The organism is Trueperella sp. HMSC08H06 (assembly GCF_001808465.1).
GTDB lineage: Bacteria > Actinomycetota > Actinomycetes > Actinomycetales > Actinomycetaceae > Trueperella > Trueperella bernardiae.
On sequence record NZ_KV793341.1, the window covers coordinates 240,869 to 258,549 of the forward strand.

Consider the following 17,681-nt stretch of genomic DNA (forward strand, 5'->3'; position numbering starts at 1 on the left):
ATGAGACGGTCTCGGTTGGCACCGTGCTCGCCGTCATCGGTGGCGAGGCCCCGGCTGCCCCGGCGCCGGCTGCCCCGAAGGAAGAGCCGAAGGCCGAGCCCGCTCCGGCTCCGGCTCCCAAGGCTGAGCCCGCACCTGCGCCTGCTCCGGCCAAGCCCGCACCTGCGCCTGCTCCGGCCCAGCCTAAGCCCACTGAGCCCAAGCCCGCCCCTGCGGCTCCGGCACCGGCCGATGGAAAATCGGCCTACGTGACCCCAATCGTGCGCAAGCTCGCCAAGGACCTCGGCGTGGACCTGGCCACGGTCTCCGGCACGGGCGTGGGCGGTCGCATCCGCCGCCAGGATGTCGAGGCCGCCGCTGAGGCCGCCAAGGTCGCGCAGGCCGCTCCGGCACCCGCAGCTCCGGCCGCTCCGGCTGCCCCGGCTGCCCCGGCGGGCGGGATCAAGACTCAGATCGCGCAGAAGGCGAAAGAGGCCGCAACCCTGCGTGGCACCCGCCAGAAGATGACGGGCGTGCGCAAGGCGATCGCCAAGCACATGATCGACTCGCTGGCCACCTCGGCCCAGCTGACCACGGTCATGGAGGTCGATGTCACGCGGATCGTCAAGCTTCGCGCCCAGGCGAAGGCCACCTTCCAGGCGCGCGAGGGCGTGAACCTCACCTACCTGCCGTTCTTCGTGCAGGCGGCCACGGAGGCGCTCAAGGCCCACCCGATCATCAACTCCTCGGTGGAGGACAACGAGATCGTCTACCACGACGTGGAGCACGTGGGCATCGCTGTTGACACCGAGCGCGGCCTGTTCGTCCCCGTGATCAAGAAAGCTGGCGACCTCAACATCGCCGGCATCGCCAAGCAGATCGCAGACCTGGCCGCCCGCACGCGCGACGGCAAGATCAAGGCCGACGAGCTGGCGGGTTCCACCTTCACGATCACGAATACCGGCTCCGCTGGCGCCGCGTTCGACACGCCGATCATCAACCAGCCCAACGTGGCCATCATGGGCACAGGCGCGATCTTCAAGGCGCCGGGCGTGGTCAAGGATCAGGACGGCAACGAGGTCATCGCGATTCGCTCGAAGTGCTTCCTGTCCATCTCCTACGATCACCGCATCATCGACGGCGCTGCCGCCTCGCGCTTCCTGCGTGATGTGAAGTTCCGCCTCGAAGAGGGTGACTTCCCCGAGGTCCTCTAAGTCCTCAGCAAGGGGCCCGGCGCGAGCCGGGCCCCTTTTCTTCCCCTGAACCCACGAGCTTTTAGCCCGATTCCATCAGGCACGGCCGCACCCGGTAGATCTTGGCGTTCCGAATGGCCCACCGCCGGCAGATGCGCTGGCTTTCGTTGGCCGAGTCCGACCCTTCGATGTGTGCCCCGCTTTGGTAGGAGATCACTTCGAGGACGGGACCGTCCGAGGCGCGCATGTTCACCGAAATCACCTCGGTCACCACGGCCTCCACTCGCACGCCGTTGTCTTCCATCCAGGCCTTGAGCTGTTCGTCTTCGGCCCTGGCGGGCGAGCCGTCGACTGTCAGGGCCCACAGCACCTCCCAGTCCTCGCCGACGATCGCGGCGTTTCGCGCGTCGACCATCGCTTGGGCGTACGCCTTCCAGTCCGTCGGATCCGGAGATAGCCCCACCCCGAATCCGACCACAACCGCGAACGCGATCAGCCATATCCTCCACCGCGGCTCGTTCTTCATGCCTCAAGCAGACCACAACCGTCGCCACCCATGATGGCCTTTTCCACAGGCGGTGATGGGCCACCTCGGCACCGCGCTGTCTACAATGGCCGGGTGAGTACGAATTCTATTGGTGGTTATCGCGATCTTCCCTCGCTGGTGGGCGGGCCCCACTTGGTGGTGTCGTTTTTTGGCCGCCTTCCCACCTCCATGATCATCATCGGCGTGTTGACCCTCATCGTGGCCGAGACCGGCTCGGTGGAGGTCGCCGCCTACTGCTCGGCGTCCCTTGCGATCGCGAACGGGTTGGGCAACATCATCATCGGCCGCCTCACGGACCATTTCGGGCAGCGCAACCCGCTCTTGGTGTTCGCCCCGCTTAACATCGTGGCCCTGTTGTTGCTCGTCTGGTTCGCGCCCCGCGAGCCGGCCACCGCGGCACTTATGGCGATGTCGGCCTTCATCGGGATCACCACCTCCCCCATCGGCCCACTCTCGCGCGTGCGCTGGTACCCGATCGCAAGCCCGGCCCAGCTGCCCGCCGCGATGTCGTGGGAGACGGTCAACGATGAGCTGATCTTCGTGCTCGGCCCCGCCGCCGTGGGCATCCTCGCGGCCGCTGTCTCCCCCAGCCTTCCGCTGCTCGTAGCCGCCGGCCTTGTGCTCACCTGCGTTTTCCCGTTCGCGCTCTCGCGTCACGCCCGCGGCCCGGCCGTGTTCGACGACGACGAACCGCGCCCCTCCTTCCTCGCGGTCATGAACCGGGTCCGCACACCGCTTGCCGCCATGTTCTTCATGGGCATGTTTTTCGGCGCAATGCAGACCACGGTGACGGCCTTTGCCGAGACGCGCGGCCTGTCGGGCCTGGGTGGCCTCATCTACGCGGCCCTTGGCCTTTCGGCGGCGGTCACAGCCCTCATGGCGGTGGCGCTGCCCGAGCGCCTGAGTTACAACCGCCGCATCCTCCTGGCCGGAAGCGGGCTTCTGCTCGGCGCCGCGGCCTGCATGATTGCCACCGGCGGCGTCGCCCTGTCCCTCCTACTGCTCGTGGCCGGAGTCTTCATAGGCCCGCTCGGCGTGTCCATCTTTACCCTGGCCGGCAAGTGGGCCCCGCGCGGCGGCGACGGCGTGGCCAATACCGCCATCGTCTCCGCCAACGTCCTCGGCGTGGCGAGTGCCTCGGCGATCGTGGGGCGCTTCGTGGATTCCAACGTCGCCGTGGGATTCCTCGCCGCAGCAGTGTGTGCCGGTTTGATTACGCTCGTCTCGGCCACCCTGGGGCGCAAGGACGAACGGGCGCTTGGCTGAGGCATCTTTGAGCACGGCCGTGCAATCTACTAAACTCTTGATGAAACCGAACAAGGAAGTGCGATGACCAAGAAGAACAAGCCCAAGAAGAAGCGCTGGTGGAGTTACGTCGCCGATGCGTACCGGGTGGCGAAGAAGACGTACCCGTGGACTGCCTGGGCGTTGCTCGCCGGCTTCGTGGTCGGCGTCGTTCTTGGCCTGCTGGGCGGACTTGCCACCAGGTTCTGGTGGGTGTGGGTCCCGCTCTCAATCTTCATGGGCGTGGTCCTCGCACTGTTGGTGCTGACGCAACTGGTGCGCCGTGCGTCGTACGCGCAGATTGACGGCATGCCCGGTGCCTCCGCCGCGGTGCTTGGCCAGATCAAGCGAGGCTGGGTGATCGAGCAGGAGCCGGTGCGTTTTAACGCCCGCACGCAGGACATGCTGTTCCGTGCGATTGGCCGCCCCGGCATCGTCCTCATCTCCGAGGGCCCGGCCGACCGGGTGGATCGCCTCATCCAGGATGAGAAGAAGGCAATCAAGCGCGTGGCCCCCTCGGTGCCCGTTGAGGTGATCAAGGTGGGCAATGGCGCTGGCCAGGTGCCGATTGCGAAGCTGGAGCGCCACCTGAAGAAGCTGCCGAAGAAGATCTCCCACCAGGAGGTCGCGGCGGTCACGGCCCGCATGAAGGCGATCCAGACCAACGCACTGCCGATCCCGAAGGGGATTGACCCGTTCAACGCCCGCCCGGACAGGCGAGCGATGCGCGGACGCTAAGCAAAGGGGCGCGGCCACGATGTGGCACCGCCCCTTTTGTCTTGCCCTCACCCCGTACAATGGCGGTCGGATCCGTCTTTTCCGTTAGGAGTACCACGTGTTTTCAAGTGTTGATGAGGCCAAGGATTACCTTGCCAAGGAGGGGGTCGAGTTCGTCGACATCCGTTTCTGCGACCTTCCCGGAGTGATGCAGCACTTCGCCATCCCCATCGGCACCTTTGACGACGACGCCCTGCGCGATGGCCTCATGTTCGACGGCTCCTCCATCCGCGGCTTTACCGAGATCCACGAGTCGGATATGAAGCTCATCCCGGATCTTGGTACGGCCTACATTGATCCGTTCCGCGCGCGTAAGACGCTGGTGATGAACTTCTTCGTGGTCGACCCGTTCACGGGCGAGCCCTACTCGCGCGACCCGCGCACGATCGCCCGCCGTGCCGAGGACTACCTGCGCGCCTCCGGAATCGCCGACACGGTCTATTTTGGCGCCGAACCCGAGTTCTATGTTTTCGACGACGTCCGATTCGACGACTCGCCCAACAAGGCGGGCTACCACCTCGACGCCCGTGGCGCGTGGTGGAACACTGGCACAGAAGAGCGGCCAAACCTGGGCTACAAGACCCGGATCAAGGGCGGCTACTTCCCCGTCTCCCCCAACGATCAGGAGGCGGACCTGCGCGATGAGATGACGCGCCTGTGCCAGGAGGTGGGTTTGAGGATCGAGCGCGAGCACCACGAGTGCGGGACCGGCCAGCAGGAGATCAACTACAGGTTCGACACGCTGCTCGCCGCCGCGGATGACCTCATGAAGTTCAAGTACGTCATCAAGAACGCCGCCTTTGCCGCGGGCAAGACGGCGACCTTCATGCCCAAGCCTCTCTTCGGAGACGCGGGTTCGGGCATGCACTGCCACCAGTCGCTGTGGAAGGACGGCGTGCCGCTCTTCCATGACGAGCGCGGGTATGGTGGCCTGTCAGACCTGGCGCGCTGGTACATTGGCGGCCTGCTCGCCCACGCGCCGTCCCTGCTCGCCTTCACCAACCCCTCGATCAATTCCTTCCACCGGCTGGTACCGGGATTCGAGGCCCCGGTCAACCTCGTCTACTCGGCGCGCAATCGTTCGGCGTGTACGCGCATCCCGGTCACGGGCACGTCTGCGAAGGCCAAGCGCATCGAGTACCGCACCCCGGACGGCTCGTCGAACCCGTACCTGGCGTTCGCCGCCCAGCTCATGGCGGGCTTGGACGGTATCCGCAACCGGATCGAGCCCCCGGCGCCGATCGACAAGGACCTCTACGAGCTGCCGCCCGAGGAGCACGCGGAAATCGAACAGCTGCCCCAGTCGCTCCAGGACGCGTTGCGCGCCTTGGAAGAGGACCACGACTACCTTACCGAGGGCGGCGTGTTCGACGAGGACATCATCGACACCTGGATCCGCTACAAGCGGGAAAAGGAGATCGAGCCGCTGCGCCAGCGCCCGCACCCCTACGAGTTCGCGCTCTACTACGACTTCTAGGAGCTAGTGCCCTGGCTCCTAGAAGGTCATGTGCATCCAGGAGTTGAGGGTGTAGCCCTCGTCGAGGCTGCCGGTGAGGCGGGCGATGCCCGTGTTGGTCAGCGGCACGAAGGCGTTGCGGTCGCGCTGGGCGTTGCGCGCGCGGGCGCCCACCCAGTAGGCAATGACTCCCCCGTGGGCGAAGGCGACTGCGCGTTCGTGCCCGGCGGCTTCGATGACCCGGACGGCGTCGTCGACCCGCTCGAGGACGCTACGCCCGGTCACGGCCGTGTCCTCGCCCATGGGCAGGTCGAGTTCGCCGTTGATCCAGCGAAAGATCGTGCTCGTGTAGCCGTCGTAGTCGTCCTCGGTGTCGCCGCCCTCATACGATCCGGCACCGATCTCGCGCAGGCCGTCGTGGACCTGGATGTCGAGCCCCAAGCGGGTGGCGAGCGGGGTAGCGGTTTGTTGCGTGCGCGTGAGGTTCGAGGCCCAAATCGCGCCTGGTTCGAGGGCGGCGAGCGTGGCGACGACGTCGTTGGCCTGGGTCCAACCCGCCTCGGTGAGCGCAGCGCCGGGTATGACCGTGTCGATCGTGTGCTTGGCGTTCATGTAGGTCTGGCCGTGACGGACAAGAATGAGTTCCACAGTTACTCCTCGTAGACGATGCGTTCCACAACAGCTCGGGCCCGACGCGCGGCGCGCAGGTAGTCTTCCTCGATGGCGTGCAGCTCCCCCTCGCGCCCGAGCAGAGCGGCAGTGAGGGCCAGTTCGCGTGCCCCGTGCGGGAGCAGGTCCAGCTTGGCGCCACGCGTGCGCCCGGAGGCGAGCACGTTTGCGTCCCTCAGCGCCGAGGCAAACGACCAGGCCTCGATCAGCTTACCAGCGCCATCGGCGCTGATGAGGCCACTTTCGCTGGCCGCGTCAAGGGCGGAGAGCGTGCCGGTAGTGCGCAGCGCCGGGATGCGGCCCGCATGGCGCAGCTGGAGGATCTGGGCGGCCCACTCGACGTTGGCGAGCCCGCCCGGGCCGAGTTTCAAGTGCCGGGTCTTGTCCACGCCGCGCGGGATGCGCTCGGACTCCACGCGCGCCTTCATTCGCCGAATGTCACGCACCTCGGCGTCCGCCAACCCTGAGCTAGGGTAGCGCAGCGGGTTGATGAGTGAAATGAAGCGCGCCCCGACGCCGTCGCCGGCCACGAACCGCGCCCGCAGCAGGGCCTGGCGCTCCCAGGTCTGCACCCACTGATCGTAGTAGGCGCGGTAGGAGTCGAGCGAGCGGGCGAGCGGGCCATTCTTGCCCTCGGGGCGCAGATCGGCGTCGGCGGGGAAGCCCGGCTCGGGCGCGGGTGTGGAGAGCAGGGCGATGAGGTGGCGGGCCACTTCGTTCGCCGCCGCGCTCGCCTCCTGCTCGGCAAGCTCGGGGCCGTGGTCGAAGACGAACAGGAGGTCGGCGTCCGAGATGTAGCCCAGCTCCCCGCCTCCGAAGCGGCCCATGGCGATGACGGCGAACTGGAGCGAGTCGGGCGCGCTGGCCGCGATTCGCGCCCCACGCAGCGAGGCCTCCACCGCCACCTGGCCCGCGTCCGTGATCGCTTGGCGCGAGTCCGTGCCAAGGCGCAGCGTGTCAGCCATCGCGGTGCGCAAGAGTTCACGACGCCGGAGCGCCCGGCCCGCGATCGCGATCTCACGCGGGTCGGTGCGCCGGTTAAGCACGGAATCGAGTTGGGCGGTGAGCTCGGCCGGCCCGAGCGGGGCGAGCTCGTCGGCCTCCAGCCAGGCGATGGCCTCGGCCTGCGAGGGGAGCTCGTTGGCCACGTAGCGCGAGGTGGACAGTAGCCGTGCGAGGCGTTCGCCCACCACCTTCGAGTCGCGCAGGAGGCGCATGTACCAGGGGGTCGAGCCCAGCTTTTCTGACACGTCGCGGAAGGCGGCGAGCCCTCGGTCGGGTTCGGGGCCCTGCGTGAACCACTCGAGCATGACGGGCATGATGTGCCGGGCGATCGCGGCCGTGCGGTTGAAGCCGGAGGTGAGGGCGAGCGCGTTGGCGTAGGCCGAGCGCGGGTCACCGTAGCCGATCGCGGCCAGCCGCGCCTGGGCGGCCTCGGGCTCGAGGGCAGCGTTGTCGGCGGAAAGCTTGGCGGTGGCCGGCAGCATGGGCCGGTAGTAGATCTCCAGGTGCAGGGCCCGCACCTCTTTGCGCACGCGCGCCCACATCTCCCCCAGTTCCTCGGCGGTGTCGAGGCCGGGGATGCGGAGGGATCGGGCGATCCGGCGCAGGTCGGCGTCGGCGGTGGGTAGCACGTGCGAGCGGCGGATCCGGTGGAGCTGGACCCGGTGCTCGAGGGCACGCAGGAGCCGGTAGTCGGCGTCCATGGTGGCGGCGGCGGTGCGGCCGATGTAGCCAGCGTCCCGCAGGGCGGCGAGGGCCTCGAGGGTGGAGCGCTGGCGGACGGACGGGTCGGTGCGGCCGTGGACGAGTTGGAGGAGCTGGACGGTGAACTCGATATCGCGCAGGCCCCCGCGCCCCAGCTTGATCTGCCGCTCGGCGTCCTTCGCGGGAACCAGGCTCTCCACTCGGCGGCGCATCGCGCGCGTCTCCTCCACGAAGCCGTCCCGGCCCGCGGCGTTCCACACGAGTGGGGTGAGGGCTGCGACGTAGCGCTCCCCGAGCTCCCGGTCGCCGGCCACGGGCCGGGCCTTGAGCAGGGCCTGGAACTCCCAGTTTTCGGCCCACTTTTCGTAGTAGGCCACGTGAGAATCGAGGGTGCGCACGAGCGGGCCTGCCTTGCCCTCCGGGCGCAGTGCCGTGTCGATCTGCAAGATCGCGGGCGTGCGGCCCGGGGCGGCCACGGCGTGGGAGATGTATTCGGCGAGCTTGGTGGCGGCCGGGAGGTCGGCCTCGTCGTCGCCGGAACGGGAGCCTGCCACGTAAATCACGTCGACGTCGGAGATGTAGTTGACCTCGCGCCCGCCCGTCTTGCCCATGGCGATAATGGCCAGGGCGACGTCGTCCGCCTCGGGTCCGTAGACCGCGCGGCCCACGGCCAGTGCTGCCTCGAGCGCTCCACCCACGACGTCCGACAGCGCGCGGGCCACCGCCTCCACGTGATCGGGGGCCGGGCCGGCCGTGAGGTCGAGCGCCGCGATCTGGGTGAGTCGATACCAGTAGTGCAGGCGCAGCGCCTCGATCGCGCCGGCCTCCCCAAGCTCGGCCAAGTCGGCGCGCGGGGGTTCACCCGGCCCGGGAGAAAACGAGCGCACGGCCGCGAGCGCGGAGGCCCTCTCCCCTTCGAGCGTCGTGTAGAGCCCGGCTTCGGCGATCTTGGCGTCGGAGAGGATGTGGACGTTAGTGGGGTGGGAGATGAGGTGCTCGGTGAGGGTGGTGGACATGCCGAGGATGGCGAACAGGCGCGCGGGCGCCGCCTGGCAGGCGTCGGTCAGCGCGCGCCGAGCCTCGGGCCCGGCCTCTTGCGCGGCTTCGGTGAGGCGCAGATAGCCGAGGAGGGCCTGGTTGGGATCGGCGGTACCGGCGGCGTGGGCGAGCAACCAGTCGGCATCCGTACCCGCGAGCGCGGGGCTTTCCAGCAGGCGCGCGGCGCGGTCGGGCGGGGAGAAGCCCGCCCTGCGAAGCTTAGCCGCCTCCCACATCAGTTCGACGTCATGAACGCACGCCGCTCAAACGGCGTGACCTGGTGGCGGTAGGCTTCCCACTCGTGGCGCTTGTTGCGCAGGAAGTAGGCGAACGCGTCTTCCCCGAGCGTGTCGGCCACGAGCTCGGACTCGCGCATCTCCTTCAGGGCATCCGATAACGACGCCGGCAGGGCGCGTAGCCCCATGGCGCGCCTTTCGAGGTCGGTCAGTTCGGAAACGTCCACATCGAGGTCCTCGGGCAGCTCGTAGTCGCCCTCGATGCCGGCCAGGCCCGCGTTGAGGATGACGGCGAAGGCGAGGTAGGGGTTCGCGGCCGAGTCGAGGGCGCGGTATTCGACGCGGGCCGATTCGGGGTCGCCCTGGTCGAGTGCCGGGATGCGCACGAGCGACGTGTGGGAGTTGCCCCAGGAGACGTAGTTTGGTGCCTCGTACCCGGCCCACAGCCGCTTGTAGGAGTTGACGTGCTGGTTGGTGATCGCGGTGATCTGTGGGGCGTGGCGGAGCAGGCCGGCCACGAATTTGCGCCCGGTGGGCGAAAGGTGGAAGGTGGCGAGCGGGTCGTAGAAAGCGTTCTTGTTGCCCTCGAAAAGGGAGAAGTGGGTGTGCATGGCCGAGCCGGCCGCGTCGATGAGCGGTTTGGGCATGAAGGAGGCCATCACGCCCTGGGAGATCGCCACCTGTTCCACTACCACGCGCAGGGTCATGATCTGGTCGGCCATGGTGAGGGCGTCGCTGCGGCGCAGGTCGATCTCGTTTTGGCCCGGGCCGATCTCGTGGTGGGAGAACTCCACCGTGATCCCCATGTCCTCCAAGGTCTTGACGGCACGCGAGCGGAAGGACTGCGCGATCGACCGCGTGACGTGGTCAAAGTAGGACCCGTTGTCGATGGGGACGGGGGCGGCGTGCTCGTCCGTCGTCGGGTGGAAAAGGTAGAATTCGCACTCGGGCTGGGCGTAGAACGAAAAGCCCATGTTCGCGGCGCGCTCGAGGGCACGCTCGAGCACCGCGCGTGGGTCGGAACGGGCCGGTTCGCCGTCGGGAGTGTAGATCGAGCAGAACATGCGCGCCGAGGGCGAATCGTCCTCGCCCCAGGACAGGAGCTGGAAGGTGGACGGGTCTGGGCGCATCACCATGTCGGACTCGTGCCCGCGTGTGAGGCCCTGGACCGCCGAGCCGTCGAAGGAGATGCCGCCCTCGAACGCGGCCTCGAGCTCGGCGGGCGCGATCGCCACGGATTTGAGCGTGCCTGTGATGTCGGTAAACCACAGGCGAATGAAGCGCACGTCGTGGTCGTCAACCTCGCGCAAGACGTATTCGGATTGGGGATTCACCAGTTTTCCTTCCACTCGCGCTCAGCCGCGTCATAGTCATCCTCCGGCTCGGGGGCGTCCGCCTCCGCGTTGCGCTGCTCGGAGAGGAGGAGCGCGCTCTCCGCCTCCAGCCGCGTGGCGTAAGGGCCCATGCGCTCGGCAGCCGGGAACGACGGCGCCTCCGATTCGGCTACCTCGCCCGTTGCTACGTTAAACCAAAAAGCCATGCGTGCTCCCTCCCCCGGCGGCGGGATTTGAGCCCGCCTCACATAGGACTAAGCTTAATATTATGCAAGCAGATCGCGCTCCCCTAGGAACCCTCACGCCCGGCACCCTGTCGCCCATGCGGCACGTGCCCGAGTACATTGAGCGGCCCGAATACATGTTCCACGACGGCCCCGAAGTGGTCACCGCCCCCGAGATCAAGTCTGCCGAGACCATCGAGAAGATCCGCGCCGCCGGCACGATCGCCGCCGACGCCCTCTACCTCGCCGGCGCCGCCATCAAGCCCGGGATCACCACTGACGAGCTGGACGCCATCGCCCACGACTACATGGTCTCCCAGGGCGCCTACCCCTCCTGCCTGGGCTACATGGGCTTCCCCAAGTCAATCTGCACCTCGATCAACGAGGTCATCTGCCACGGCATCCCCGATTCACGCCCGCTCGAGGAGGGCGACATCATCAACCTCGATGTCACCGCCTACAAGGACGGCGTGCACGGGGATACGAACGCCATGTTCTACGTGGGCGAGGTGGACGAAGAATCGCGCCTCCTGTGCGAGCGCACCTACACCTCGATGATGCGCGGCATCAAGGCCGTCAAGCCCGGGCGGGAGATCAACGTGATCGGCCGCGTGATTGAGTCCTACGCCAAGCGCTTCGACTACGGCGTGGTGGAGGACTTCACCGGGCACGGCGTGGGCGAGGCCTTCCACTCCGGCCTCATCGTCCCCCACTACGACGCCGCCCCGCGCCACAACGAGGTGATCGAGCCGGGCATGGTTTTCACCATCGAACCCATGCTCACCCTTGGCCAGATCGACTGGTTCCAGTGGGACGACGACTGGACCGTCCTCACCAAGGACCGCGGGCGCAGCGCCCAGTTCGAGCACACGATCGTGGTGACCGAGACCGGCGCCGAGATCCTCACCCTGCCCTCCATGGGGCAAACCACCCCGGCGATCCCCGCCTAAGTCCCCGGCGCCGACGACGACGGGCGCCCCTACCTTCGGAGGAAAGAGATGAAGAAGAAGTTTCGCAAGGTCGCCATCGGAGTCGACGTGGGCGGATCGGGCATCAAGGGCGCGCCGGTTGACCTCAAGACCGGCCAGTTCATGGATAAGCGCGTGCGCATCCCCACGCCCGAAAACGCCGAGCCGGCCGAGATCGCCGCGATCATCGGCGAGATCGTGGCAAAGTTCAACCTGCCGGGCGAGGTCCCGGTGGGTCTGTCCTTCCCCGCGCCGATCGTGCGCGGGCAGATCCCCTTCATCGCCAACCTGTCGAAGAAGTGGGCGGGCACCTTCCCGGCCCGCCTCATTGCGGAGAATATCCAGCGCCCGGTGGCCGTGATGAACGACGCCGACGCTGCCGGTTACGCCGAGGTCCACTTTGGCGCCGCCCGGGGCAATAAGGGCACGGTCATCATGCTCACCCTCGGCACCGGCATTGGCTCGGCGCTCGTGTCCCAGGGCACTCTGGTGCCCAACACCGAGTTCGGCCACCTTCTCCTGCCCAACGGCATGGAGGCCGAGCACTTCGCCTCCTCCGCGGTCTACGAGCGTGAGGGGCTGAGCTTCGAGGAGTGGGGCGCGCGGCTCAACACGGTGTTTGGCCACTACGAGATGCTCTTCTCCCCCGACCTTTTCATTGTGGGCGGCGGCATCTCCAAGAAGCACGCCGAGTTCCTCCACCACATCACCACGAACGCGCCGATCGTCCCCGCCGACCTGCTCAACACGGCCGGCATCGTCGGCGCGGCGCTCTTCGCCAAGCAGGAGCTCGGCGAAGACTAGGCTCGCGGCTGGAAGCCGAACGACGGCGTCGTGAAGGCTACGGCTAAGAGTGTGGCCCGCCGGAGCGGGCCACACGTGCAGCTGGCCTATACGCCGGGTTCTGTGCCAAAAGGCGGCGGCCATCTATCTAGGCCCATCGTTGCCGGTGGGCTCAAGCAACCAACCCGCGCGCGAGCGGGATCTCACAGCGCGCTGCTCGGTCTTGCTCCCGGTGGGGTTTACCCTGCCGTCCCAGTCACCTGAAACGCGGTGAGCTCTTACCTCACCCTTTCACCCTTACCGCCCGTGGGCGGCGGTTTGCTTTCTGTGGCACTAGCCTGCGGATCACTCCGAGTGGACGTTATCCACCACCGTTTCCCGTGGAGCCCGGACGTTCCTCGGGGGCATGCGCCCACGCGGCCGCCCGGCCAACTGCGCTTTGGATTATACCGCCGGGCGGGTTATACATGAAACATGCTCATTGCCCTGCCTCCGTCTGCCGGGAAGACGACGCCGGCCACCGGCCCCGCCCTCGACCTCGCCTCGCTCACCGCGCCGCAGCTCAACCCCGTGCGCGAGCGTGTGATCGACGCGTTGCAACGGGTGTCGGGGGCGCCGGATGCACTCAGCGTGCTCAAAGTGGGCGCCTCGCTCGAGCCGGAGATTCGGGCGCAGATCGACTTCTACAGACGCCCGTGCGCTCCGGCGTGGCAGGTGTACACCGGGGTGCTGTACGCGGCGGCAGGCTTCGATACGCTCACCGACGCCGAACGGGAGCGCAGCGCACGGATGGTGCGCATCTTTTCCGGCGCGTTCGGGATGCTCAGCCCCGAGGATCTCATCCCCGCCTACCGGCTGTCGATGAACACGAAGCTGCCCGACTTCTCGGTGCAGGCGCTGTGGCGGCAGGCATTGCGCGAGCAGGCGGTGCTGCCGGAGGACGAGCTGGTGGTTGACGCGCGATCGGGCGAGTACATGGTGTGGTCGCCCGCGCCAGAGCGCCACGTGACGGTCGGGGCCGTGCGGCTGAGGAACGGAAAACGCTCGGTCGTCTCACACTGGGCCAAGCACTACCGCGGGCTGCTCGCCGGGTACCTTGTGCGCGAGGCCAACGCTCCCAGCACGCCTCTGGAGCTGGCCGAATTCGCCCAGGTGCTCGTGCAGGACGGGCACGTGAGCGGGGTCGAGCTCACCCCGGCCGGGCGCGGGCCAGCCAAGCTCACGCTCGTCACCGAGGAGTAGTGCGAGGCCGTCGGGACGCGGCTAGGCGTCAAGCAGGACGACGATGCACTGGTAGTCGTCGGAGATGTGGATCTGATCGGGGTCGGAGTTCTTGATCTGGTTGACCTCGATCGGTGAAATCTGCACGCCGCCCGAGGTCTCGCCGTTGCGGTGCAGGGCGATGACGGTCAGCCCGCCGCTGCGCTGGGCACGCTCGTAGGCGTCCTTGAGCTCGGCGGCCAGCGGCTCATAAAGAGCGTCGCGCTCCCGGCGCACGTCCGCAGCGTCCCGCTCAAGCATCGCGATAGCGTCCTCCAGCGCGGCGCGCCCGGTGACGATCCGCTCGTTCAACACCGCCTGCTGGGCCTCGATGTCGGCGATCGCCGACTCCGCCGCCTCCACCCGCTCCAAGGCCACGAACTCCGCATCGCTGGCCTCGTCCAGGAAGGCCTGATTGGCATTGATCTCGCTTTCGAGGGTAAGCAGTTGGCGCGAGTCCATGCCCGTGCCCGCGTTCAGCCGGCCCTGCTTCTCGGCGACGATGCCGGCGAGCTCGCGCGTGCGGCGCTCGGCCTCCTCCAGCTGGGCCTGCGCGGTGTCGAGTTCGGCCCGCGCCTCCATGAGCTCCCGGCCCTTGGCCGCCACGAGGTTCATCTGCTCGCCGACCTCCGCGCGTAGCGGGTGGCGCTCCCCCTCGGCCTTGAGGCGGGCAAGCTGGGCGTCGAGCTGGGCGACGTCGAGCAATTGGAGCTGGTCGGAGCGGGGTGCGCGTGCCATCAGAGCCTCTCAATCCAAGGGTCGGTGATGAGGGTGGAAATGTAGGTGTCGACGCCGGCCGCGGCCACGGCGTCGCGCATCTTGGGCAGCACCGGCCACTCGCTGGCGAAATGCGTGGCGCCGATGAGGGCGCAGCCGCCGGCCCAGAGGTGGTCGGTGGCGGGGTGGTGGCGTAGGTCGGCGGTGATGTAGACGTCCGCGCCCGCTCGGTTCGCCGCCGAAAGGAAGGAATCGCCCGAGCCCGGAGAAACCGCCACGGTCTTGACGATCCGCTCGGGATCTCCCCCGATCGTGATGCCCGCCGGGGTCTCGGGTAGGAGCACCTGGAGGCGGAGAGCCAGTTCGCGCACGCTCATCGTCAGCTCGAGCTCGCCCACGCGGCCCAGGCCCAGCTCCGGGTGTTCGGCATTCGGCTCTATCGGGCGGGTATCGCACAGCCCGAGGAGCTCGGCCAGCGCCACGGCCGAGCCGTTGGCCGCCGAGTCGGCGTTCGTGTGAGCGGCGAAGAGGGCCACGCCGTTGCGGATGAGCTTGTGCACCCAGGCACCCTTCGCGGTGTCCGTCGCCACCGACGACGTCCCGCGCAGGTAGAGCGGGTGATGCGTGATGAGCATCTGGGCCCCGCGCTCAATCGCCTCGTCCACCACCGCACCGCACGGGTCCACCGCGAAGCCCACCTTCGTGACCTCGTCTGCCGGGTCTCCCACCACGAGCCCCACACGATCCCAGTCCTCTGCGAGGGCGGGCGGGAAGTGCTCGTTCATCACGGATACGATGTCCATCACAGTGCTCATGAGTTCAACACTACCGGAGCGAGGTCTAGGCTGGAGCCGTGAATGTCATACTCGTTGGACTCGGCGGCGCGATCGGCGCGGCCCTCAGGTTTTTCCTCTCCAACGGGGCCACCTACCCCGTGCTCGTCATCCTCGCCATCAACGTGGCCGGCGCCTTTGCGTTAGGCGTGGTCTCCTCGATGGTGAGCGGGCAGGCCCGGCTCTTCGTGGGCACCGGGATGCTCGGCGGCTTCACCACCTACAGCGCACTGGCCGTGGATACAGTCGAACTCTTGCAGGACAACGCTGCCTGGGGGCTGGCCTATGCCGTAGGCTCCGTGGTGCTCGGCGTCGGCGCCGCCTGGCTGGGGCTTAAGGCCGGTCGGGTTGGCGCTGAGCGTCGAACCACGAGCCACACGTCTGAGGCGGGGTGAGCAATGATCTTCGCCGTCACGCTCGGGGGTGGGATCGGTGCCGGCGCCCGCTACCTCATCGACAAGGCGCTCCCCCACCCGTGGGGAACCGTGACCGTCAACTTTGTCGGCTCCTTCCTCTTGGGCTTGCTCGCTTCCCTCTTCGTGCGGGAAGACGCGCTGGCTGGTTCCGCCACCTGGTACGCGATGCTCGGCGCCGGCTTTTGCGGCGGGCTGACCACGTTCTCCACCGCCTCCATCAACGCGCTCCAGGTCAGCGACGAACAGGGGCACGGCAGGTCGGCCGCCTTTGTGTTCGGGATGCTCGCGGGGGCGATTGCGCTTGCCGCGCTCGGGATGCTGGTTGGCGCGCGGTTACTCCCGGGCCCAGGCACATCGCACTAAAGGAGCTCTTCCCACTTGAGGGTGTCGGGTTGGCGCCCTCCCATGCGCCTATAACCCGGCCCGCCGGCCCAAGGCCCACCCGGCACCAGCTACCCCCGACACAGCTCGTGAACCAGAGCCCGACCAGGTCCCTATAGCAATCGGTAGCCGGTATATTCACAAGTTCTGCCCACTGAAGTGTCCCGAGTTTTGTTCCTAGCATTTGCCCTGGTTTTCATTTCCTCTGATGTGCTGGCGCTGTGCCAGTAGTCGTTCTCATCCTCGACCGGGGTGCGGTAGTCAAGGGCTTGGTGGATCCGGGTCTGGTTCCACCATGACACCCACTCGAACGTGGCGATTTCTACCTCGATAACGTCATCGCACCTGCGGGTATGGATTAGCTCGTTCTTGTAGGAGCCGTTGATGTTTTCAGCCAGAGCATTGTCGTAGGACTCGCCGAGGCTTCCGGTGGAGCGGTAATACTGTGCTTGGTAAGTCGCTCGTTGTAGACAACGCTGACGTACTGCGACCCGTGATCCGAATGGTGAATGAGACCTGTTGTTTCCTTAGCACACACGATTGCCTGGTTAAGAGCTTGCAACGACAGTGCTTCGGTACGCATCAAATCTGATAACGCCCACCCAACGATCCGTCGGGAGTAAACGTCGGTGACAAACGCGGCACACACACAAGGCCATTCTTCATGCGCACACACGTAATGCCAGCCACCCACAGGCGGGGCAATAATGGACAACACTCAAGTCACCTGGACCTAAAAACCAAGGACACTCCACGTCGAATTGTGTCCGTATCTCGTCAACCATGTTGTCCTCCGGGCTCGGGTTCGGAACCTGTTGTAAAGCGCTGACATCACCTACGCTCATTTCTAGTGTGAGGCTTGACACACCCTTGGGGTTGTCTTAAGGTTTCTCGAACAATGTGCGACACATCGCCGGAATTATCCGAGAGAAGGTGTTGACTTTGAAAGCTATAATGACCACATTGGCTACAACAGGGCTGACAGTATCATTTTACGCTCCCCTCGCTGGTAACCTTGGGCATCCGAGACGACCTGCTGAAGGTGTGACACCCGTTAGCTCACTGACGTCGACACCTCAGGATGCCGATCCTGATGGCTTTCCTAGGTTCATCGGTGAAGGTCGTCCGATCCTACCGCAAAACTGTATAAGCAGAGTGTGCTTTGGTGACGGTGGTGTGAGCGCAGGACAGCGATTAGCCTTCGCTGTGCTTGGTAATCGAAGCTTCTCAGTCACTCGAGAGGCAACACGAAGAGCGGCCGAACGGAAGATTAACGTCGAAACGATAGCAAGGCACGGAACACTGAAGAAAACCAACAATGGTACTGCATATGTGCGTTATGGGGTCTGGGAAGCTCGATTGAGTCTTCACAATAGCACTATTATGACTGTGGTGATTTGGTGATGAATCGGCTGGATACTAGAACGCTTACAGCGTACTGCTGGGCAGATGGTAGTGGGTTTGGGTGGAAGGCCCCAGGAGAAGCTATATTTCCACAGACTGGCTATTTCGATGAGTCCCCTCTCCTCACGGTAGATGTTGATATCGAAGGCAAGATCATTGATGTTGGCTTTGCGCTTGATGCAACGAATGGGAGACTTGAGACTGATATCCAGTGCAGCATTGATCGCCATTGTGAGGACGAATGGATGATCTGGACGATTACTTTTTCGCAAGGAAGCCTTCTGATGTGCAATGAGGAGGAGACTTGGCGTGCAGTCGGAGAGTTGGCGGACACGCTCAGCGTTACCCTAATCCCTCACAATGAGATGCTTACTCTATCCGTTAAGTCTGGAAAGCTTAGCGCATAGCATTACCTCGACCTGGAGTCCCACCAGCCATAGTCGACGGGCATGGGGTGGGCCCCGGAAGAGCAGTT

General features: G+C 66.1%; 19 protein-coding genes and 1 other RNA gene. 10 read left to right on the top strand and 10 right to left on the bottom strand.

Annotation, left to right across the window (positions count from 1 at the left end; all coding sequences use genetic code 11):
* Positions 1 to 1,193: 2-oxoglutarate dehydrogenase, E2 component, dihydrolipoamide succinyltransferase (sucB, locus tag HMPREF3174_RS01730; protein WP_148132142.1), on the top strand; the 1,193-nt coding region annotated here is incomplete at its 5' end.
* A 61-nt stretch (positions 1,194 to 1,254) separates the two neighbouring features.
* On the opposite strand, the gene HMPREF3174_RS01735 is transcribed toward sucB, so the two are convergent.
* Positions 1,255 to 1,698 (bottom strand): hypothetical protein, encoded by a 444-nt coding sequence (locus HMPREF3174_RS01735; protein WP_070447543.1) that lies wholly within the window; start codon positions 1,696 to 1,698, stop codon positions 1,255 to 1,257.
* Between the two features lie 93 nt (positions 1,699 to 1,791).
* Between HMPREF3174_RS01735 and HMPREF3174_RS01740 the strand changes: the two genes are divergently transcribed.
* The 3 genes from HMPREF3174_RS01740 (at position 1,792) to glnA (ending at position 5,257) form a co-directional block, all read left to right on the top strand.
* Positions 1,792 to 2,985: an MFS transporter gene (locus tag HMPREF3174_RS01740; RefSeq protein ID WP_168160551.1), complete on the top strand. Its 1,194-nt coding sequence runs from the start codon at positions 1,792 to 1,794 to the stop codon at positions 2,983 to 2,985.
* 63 nt (positions 2,986 to 3,048) lie between these two features.
* The gene (locus HMPREF3174_RS01745; protein ID WP_062612281.1) at positions 3,049 to 3,741 is read left to right on the top strand and encodes a DUF4191 domain-containing protein; all 693 of its coding nucleotides are present in this window, start codon (positions 3,049 to 3,051) and stop codon (positions 3,739 to 3,741) included.
* A gap of 97 nt (positions 3,742 to 3,838) precedes the next feature.
* The gene (gene glnA / locus HMPREF3174_RS01750) at positions 3,839 to 5,257 is read left to right on the top strand and encodes a type I glutamate--ammonia ligase (RefSeq protein WP_062612279.1); all 1,419 of its coding nucleotides are present in this window, start codon (positions 3,839 to 3,841) and stop codon (positions 5,255 to 5,257) included.
* An 18-nt stretch (positions 5,258 to 5,275) separates the two neighbouring features.
* Here glnA and HMPREF3174_RS01755 read toward each other — a convergent pair whose 3' ends face one another.
* Genes HMPREF3174_RS01755 through HMPREF3174_RS01770 form a run of 4 tightly spaced genes read right to left on the bottom strand, consistent with a single transcriptional unit; the run spans position 5,276 to position 10,426 of the window.
* Positions 5,276 to 5,884 (bottom strand): histidine phosphatase family protein, encoded by a 609-nt coding sequence (locus HMPREF3174_RS01755; RefSeq protein WP_062612277.1) that lies wholly within the window; start codon positions 5,882 to 5,884, stop codon positions 5,276 to 5,278.
* Positions 5,885 to 5,886: 2 nt separating this feature from the next.
* On the bottom strand, positions 5,887 to 8,886 hold the full coding sequence (locus tag HMPREF3174_RS01760) for a bifunctional [glutamine synthetase] adenylyltransferase/[glutamine synthetase]-adenylyl-L-tyrosine phosphorylase (RefSeq protein WP_062612275.1): 3,000 nt from the start codon (positions 8,884 to 8,886) through the stop codon (positions 5,887 to 5,889).
* Positions 8,886 to 10,220, bottom strand: coding sequence for a glutamine synthetase family protein (locus HMPREF3174_RS01765; protein ID WP_062612273.1), 1,335 nt, complete (start codon positions 10,218 to 10,220; stop codon positions 8,886 to 8,888). Before HMPREF3174_RS01765 ends, HMPREF3174_RS01760 begins: the two co-directional genes overlap by 1 nt.
* Positions 10,217 to 10,426 carry a hypothetical protein gene (locus HMPREF3174_RS01770; protein ID WP_062612271.1) on the bottom strand — a complete coding sequence of 70 codons (210 nt, stop codon included), beginning with the start codon at positions 10,424 to 10,426 and terminating at the stop codon, positions 10,217 to 10,219. The genes HMPREF3174_RS01765 and HMPREF3174_RS01770 overlap by 4 nt, the downstream gene beginning before the upstream one ends.
* Before the next feature lie 62 nt (positions 10,427 to 10,488).
* On the opposite strand from HMPREF3174_RS01770, the gene map reads away from it, so the two are divergent.
* Together map and ppgK are read left to right on the top strand one after the other, a co-directional pair.
* Complete coding sequence (gene map, locus HMPREF3174_RS01775) at positions 10,489 to 11,394, top strand: type I methionyl aminopeptidase (RefSeq protein WP_082661061.1); 906 nt, start codon at positions 10,489 to 10,491, stop codon at positions 11,392 to 11,394.
* A gap of 48 nt (positions 11,395 to 11,442) precedes the next feature.
* Positions 11,443 to 12,216 carry a polyphosphate--glucose phosphotransferase gene (gene ppgK, locus HMPREF3174_RS01780; RefSeq protein WP_062612268.1) on the top strand — a complete coding sequence of 258 codons (774 nt, stop codon included), beginning with the start codon at positions 11,443 to 11,445 and terminating at the stop codon, positions 12,214 to 12,216.
* Positions 12,217 to 12,289: 73 nt separating this feature from the next.
* Here ppgK and rnpB read toward each other — a convergent pair.
* Positions 12,290 to 12,631, bottom strand: an RNA gene (gene rnpB, locus HMPREF3174_RS01785) — RNase P RNA component class A.
* A 38-nt stretch (positions 12,632 to 12,669) separates the two neighbouring features.
* Here rnpB and HMPREF3174_RS01790 point away from each other — a divergent pair.
* The gene (locus HMPREF3174_RS01790) at positions 12,670 to 13,437 is read left to right on the top strand and encodes a YaaA family protein (RefSeq protein ID WP_070447546.1); all 768 of its coding nucleotides are present in this window, start codon (positions 12,670 to 12,672) and stop codon (positions 13,435 to 13,437) included.
* A gap of 21 nt (positions 13,438 to 13,458) precedes the next feature.
* Here HMPREF3174_RS01790 and HMPREF3174_RS01795 read toward each other — a convergent pair whose 3' ends face one another.
* Positions 13,459 to 14,193, bottom strand: coding sequence for a zinc ribbon domain-containing protein (locus tag HMPREF3174_RS01795; protein WP_062612264.1), 735 nt, complete (start codon positions 14,191 to 14,193; stop codon positions 13,459 to 13,461).
* Positions 14,193 to 14,987: a Nif3-like dinuclear metal center hexameric protein gene (locus HMPREF3174_RS01800; protein ID WP_062612262.1), complete on the bottom strand. Its 795-nt coding sequence runs from the start codon at positions 14,985 to 14,987 to the stop codon at positions 14,193 to 14,195. Before HMPREF3174_RS01800 ends, HMPREF3174_RS01795 begins: the two co-directional genes overlap by 1 nt.
* Positions 14,988 to 15,025: 38 nt before the next feature.
* Here HMPREF3174_RS01800 and HMPREF3174_RS01805 point away from each other — a divergent pair, with 38 nt between their 5' ends.
* Both HMPREF3174_RS01805 and HMPREF3174_RS01810 read left to right on the top strand, forming a co-directional pair.
* Positions 15,026 to 15,400: a fluoride efflux transporter FluC gene (locus tag HMPREF3174_RS01805; protein ID WP_062612260.1), complete on the top strand. Its 375-nt coding sequence runs from the start codon at positions 15,026 to 15,028 to the stop codon at positions 15,398 to 15,400.
* 3 nt (positions 15,401 to 15,403) lie between these two features.
* Positions 15,404 to 15,784, top strand: a complete 381-nt coding sequence (locus HMPREF3174_RS01810) for a fluoride efflux transporter FluC (RefSeq protein WP_070447549.1) — start codon at positions 15,404 to 15,406, stop codon at positions 15,782 to 15,784.
* A gap of 131 nt (positions 15,785 to 15,915) precedes the next feature.
* Here HMPREF3174_RS01810 and HMPREF3174_RS09635 read toward each other — a convergent pair whose 3' ends face one another.
* Together HMPREF3174_RS09635 and HMPREF3174_RS09640 are read right to left on the bottom strand one after the other, a co-directional pair.
* The gene (locus tag HMPREF3174_RS09635) at positions 15,916 to 16,200 is read right to left on the bottom strand and encodes an IS3 family transposase (RefSeq protein ID WP_083200499.1); all 285 of its coding nucleotides are present in this window, start codon (positions 16,198 to 16,200) and stop codon (positions 15,916 to 15,918) included.
* Entirely contained in the window at positions 16,161 to 16,520 is a 360-nt protein-coding gene (locus tag HMPREF3174_RS09640; RefSeq protein WP_083297645.1) for a DDE-type integrase/transposase/recombinase, read from the bottom strand. The genes HMPREF3174_RS09635 and HMPREF3174_RS09640 overlap by 40 nt, the downstream gene beginning before the upstream one ends.
* A 682-nt stretch (positions 16,521 to 17,202) precedes the next feature.
* Between HMPREF3174_RS09640 and HMPREF3174_RS01815 the strand changes: the two genes are divergently transcribed.
* Positions 17,203 to 17,613 carry a hypothetical protein gene (locus HMPREF3174_RS01815; protein ID WP_148132140.1) on the top strand — a complete coding sequence of 137 codons (411 nt, stop codon included), beginning with the start codon at positions 17,203 to 17,205 and terminating at the stop codon, positions 17,611 to 17,613.
* Positions 17,614 to 17,681: the final 68 nt, after the last annotated feature.

What these genes read in the sequence shown, in the direction of transcription:
- HMPREF3174_RS01745 (WP_062612281.1), top strand. Translation starts at nt 3,049, where the DNA reads ATGACCAAGAAGAACAAGCCCAAGAAGAAGCGCTGGTGGAGTTACGTC.
- HMPREF3174_RS01800 (WP_062612262.1), bottom strand. Translation starts at nt 14,987, where the DNA reads ATGAGCACTGTGATGGACATCGTATCCGTGATGAACGAGCACTTCCCG.
- ppgK (WP_062612268.1), top strand. Translation starts at nt 11,443, where the DNA reads ATGAAGAAGAAGTTTCGCAAGGTCGCCATCGGAGTCGACGTGGGCGGA.
- HMPREF3174_RS01790 (WP_070447546.1), top strand. Translation starts at nt 12,670, where the DNA reads ATGCTCATTGCCCTGCCTCCGTCTGCCGGGAAGACGACGCCGGCCACC.
- HMPREF3174_RS01795 (WP_062612264.1), bottom strand. Translation starts at nt 14,193, where the DNA reads ATGGCACGCGCACCCCGCTCCGACCAGCTCCAATTGCTCGACGTCGCC.
- map (WP_082661061.1), top strand. Translation starts at nt 10,489, where the DNA reads ATGCAAGCAGATCGCGCTCCCCTAGGAACCCTCACGCCCGGCACCCTG.
- HMPREF3174_RS01810 (WP_070447549.1), top strand. Translation starts at nt 15,404, where the DNA reads ATGATCTTCGCCGTCACGCTCGGGGGTGGGATCGGTGCCGGCGCCCGC.
- HMPREF3174_RS01760 (WP_062612275.1), bottom strand. Translation starts at nt 8,886, where the DNA reads ATGTGGGAGGCGGCTAAGCTTCGCAGGGCGGGCTTCTCCCCGCCCGAC.
- HMPREF3174_RS01735 (WP_070447543.1), bottom strand. Translation starts at nt 1,698, where the DNA reads ATGAAGAACGAGCCGCGGTGGAGGATATGGCTGATCGCGTTCGCGGTT.
- HMPREF3174_RS01770 (WP_062612271.1), bottom strand. Translation starts at nt 10,426, where the DNA reads ATGGCTTTTTGGTTTAACGTAGCAACGGGCGAGGTAGCCGAATCGGAG.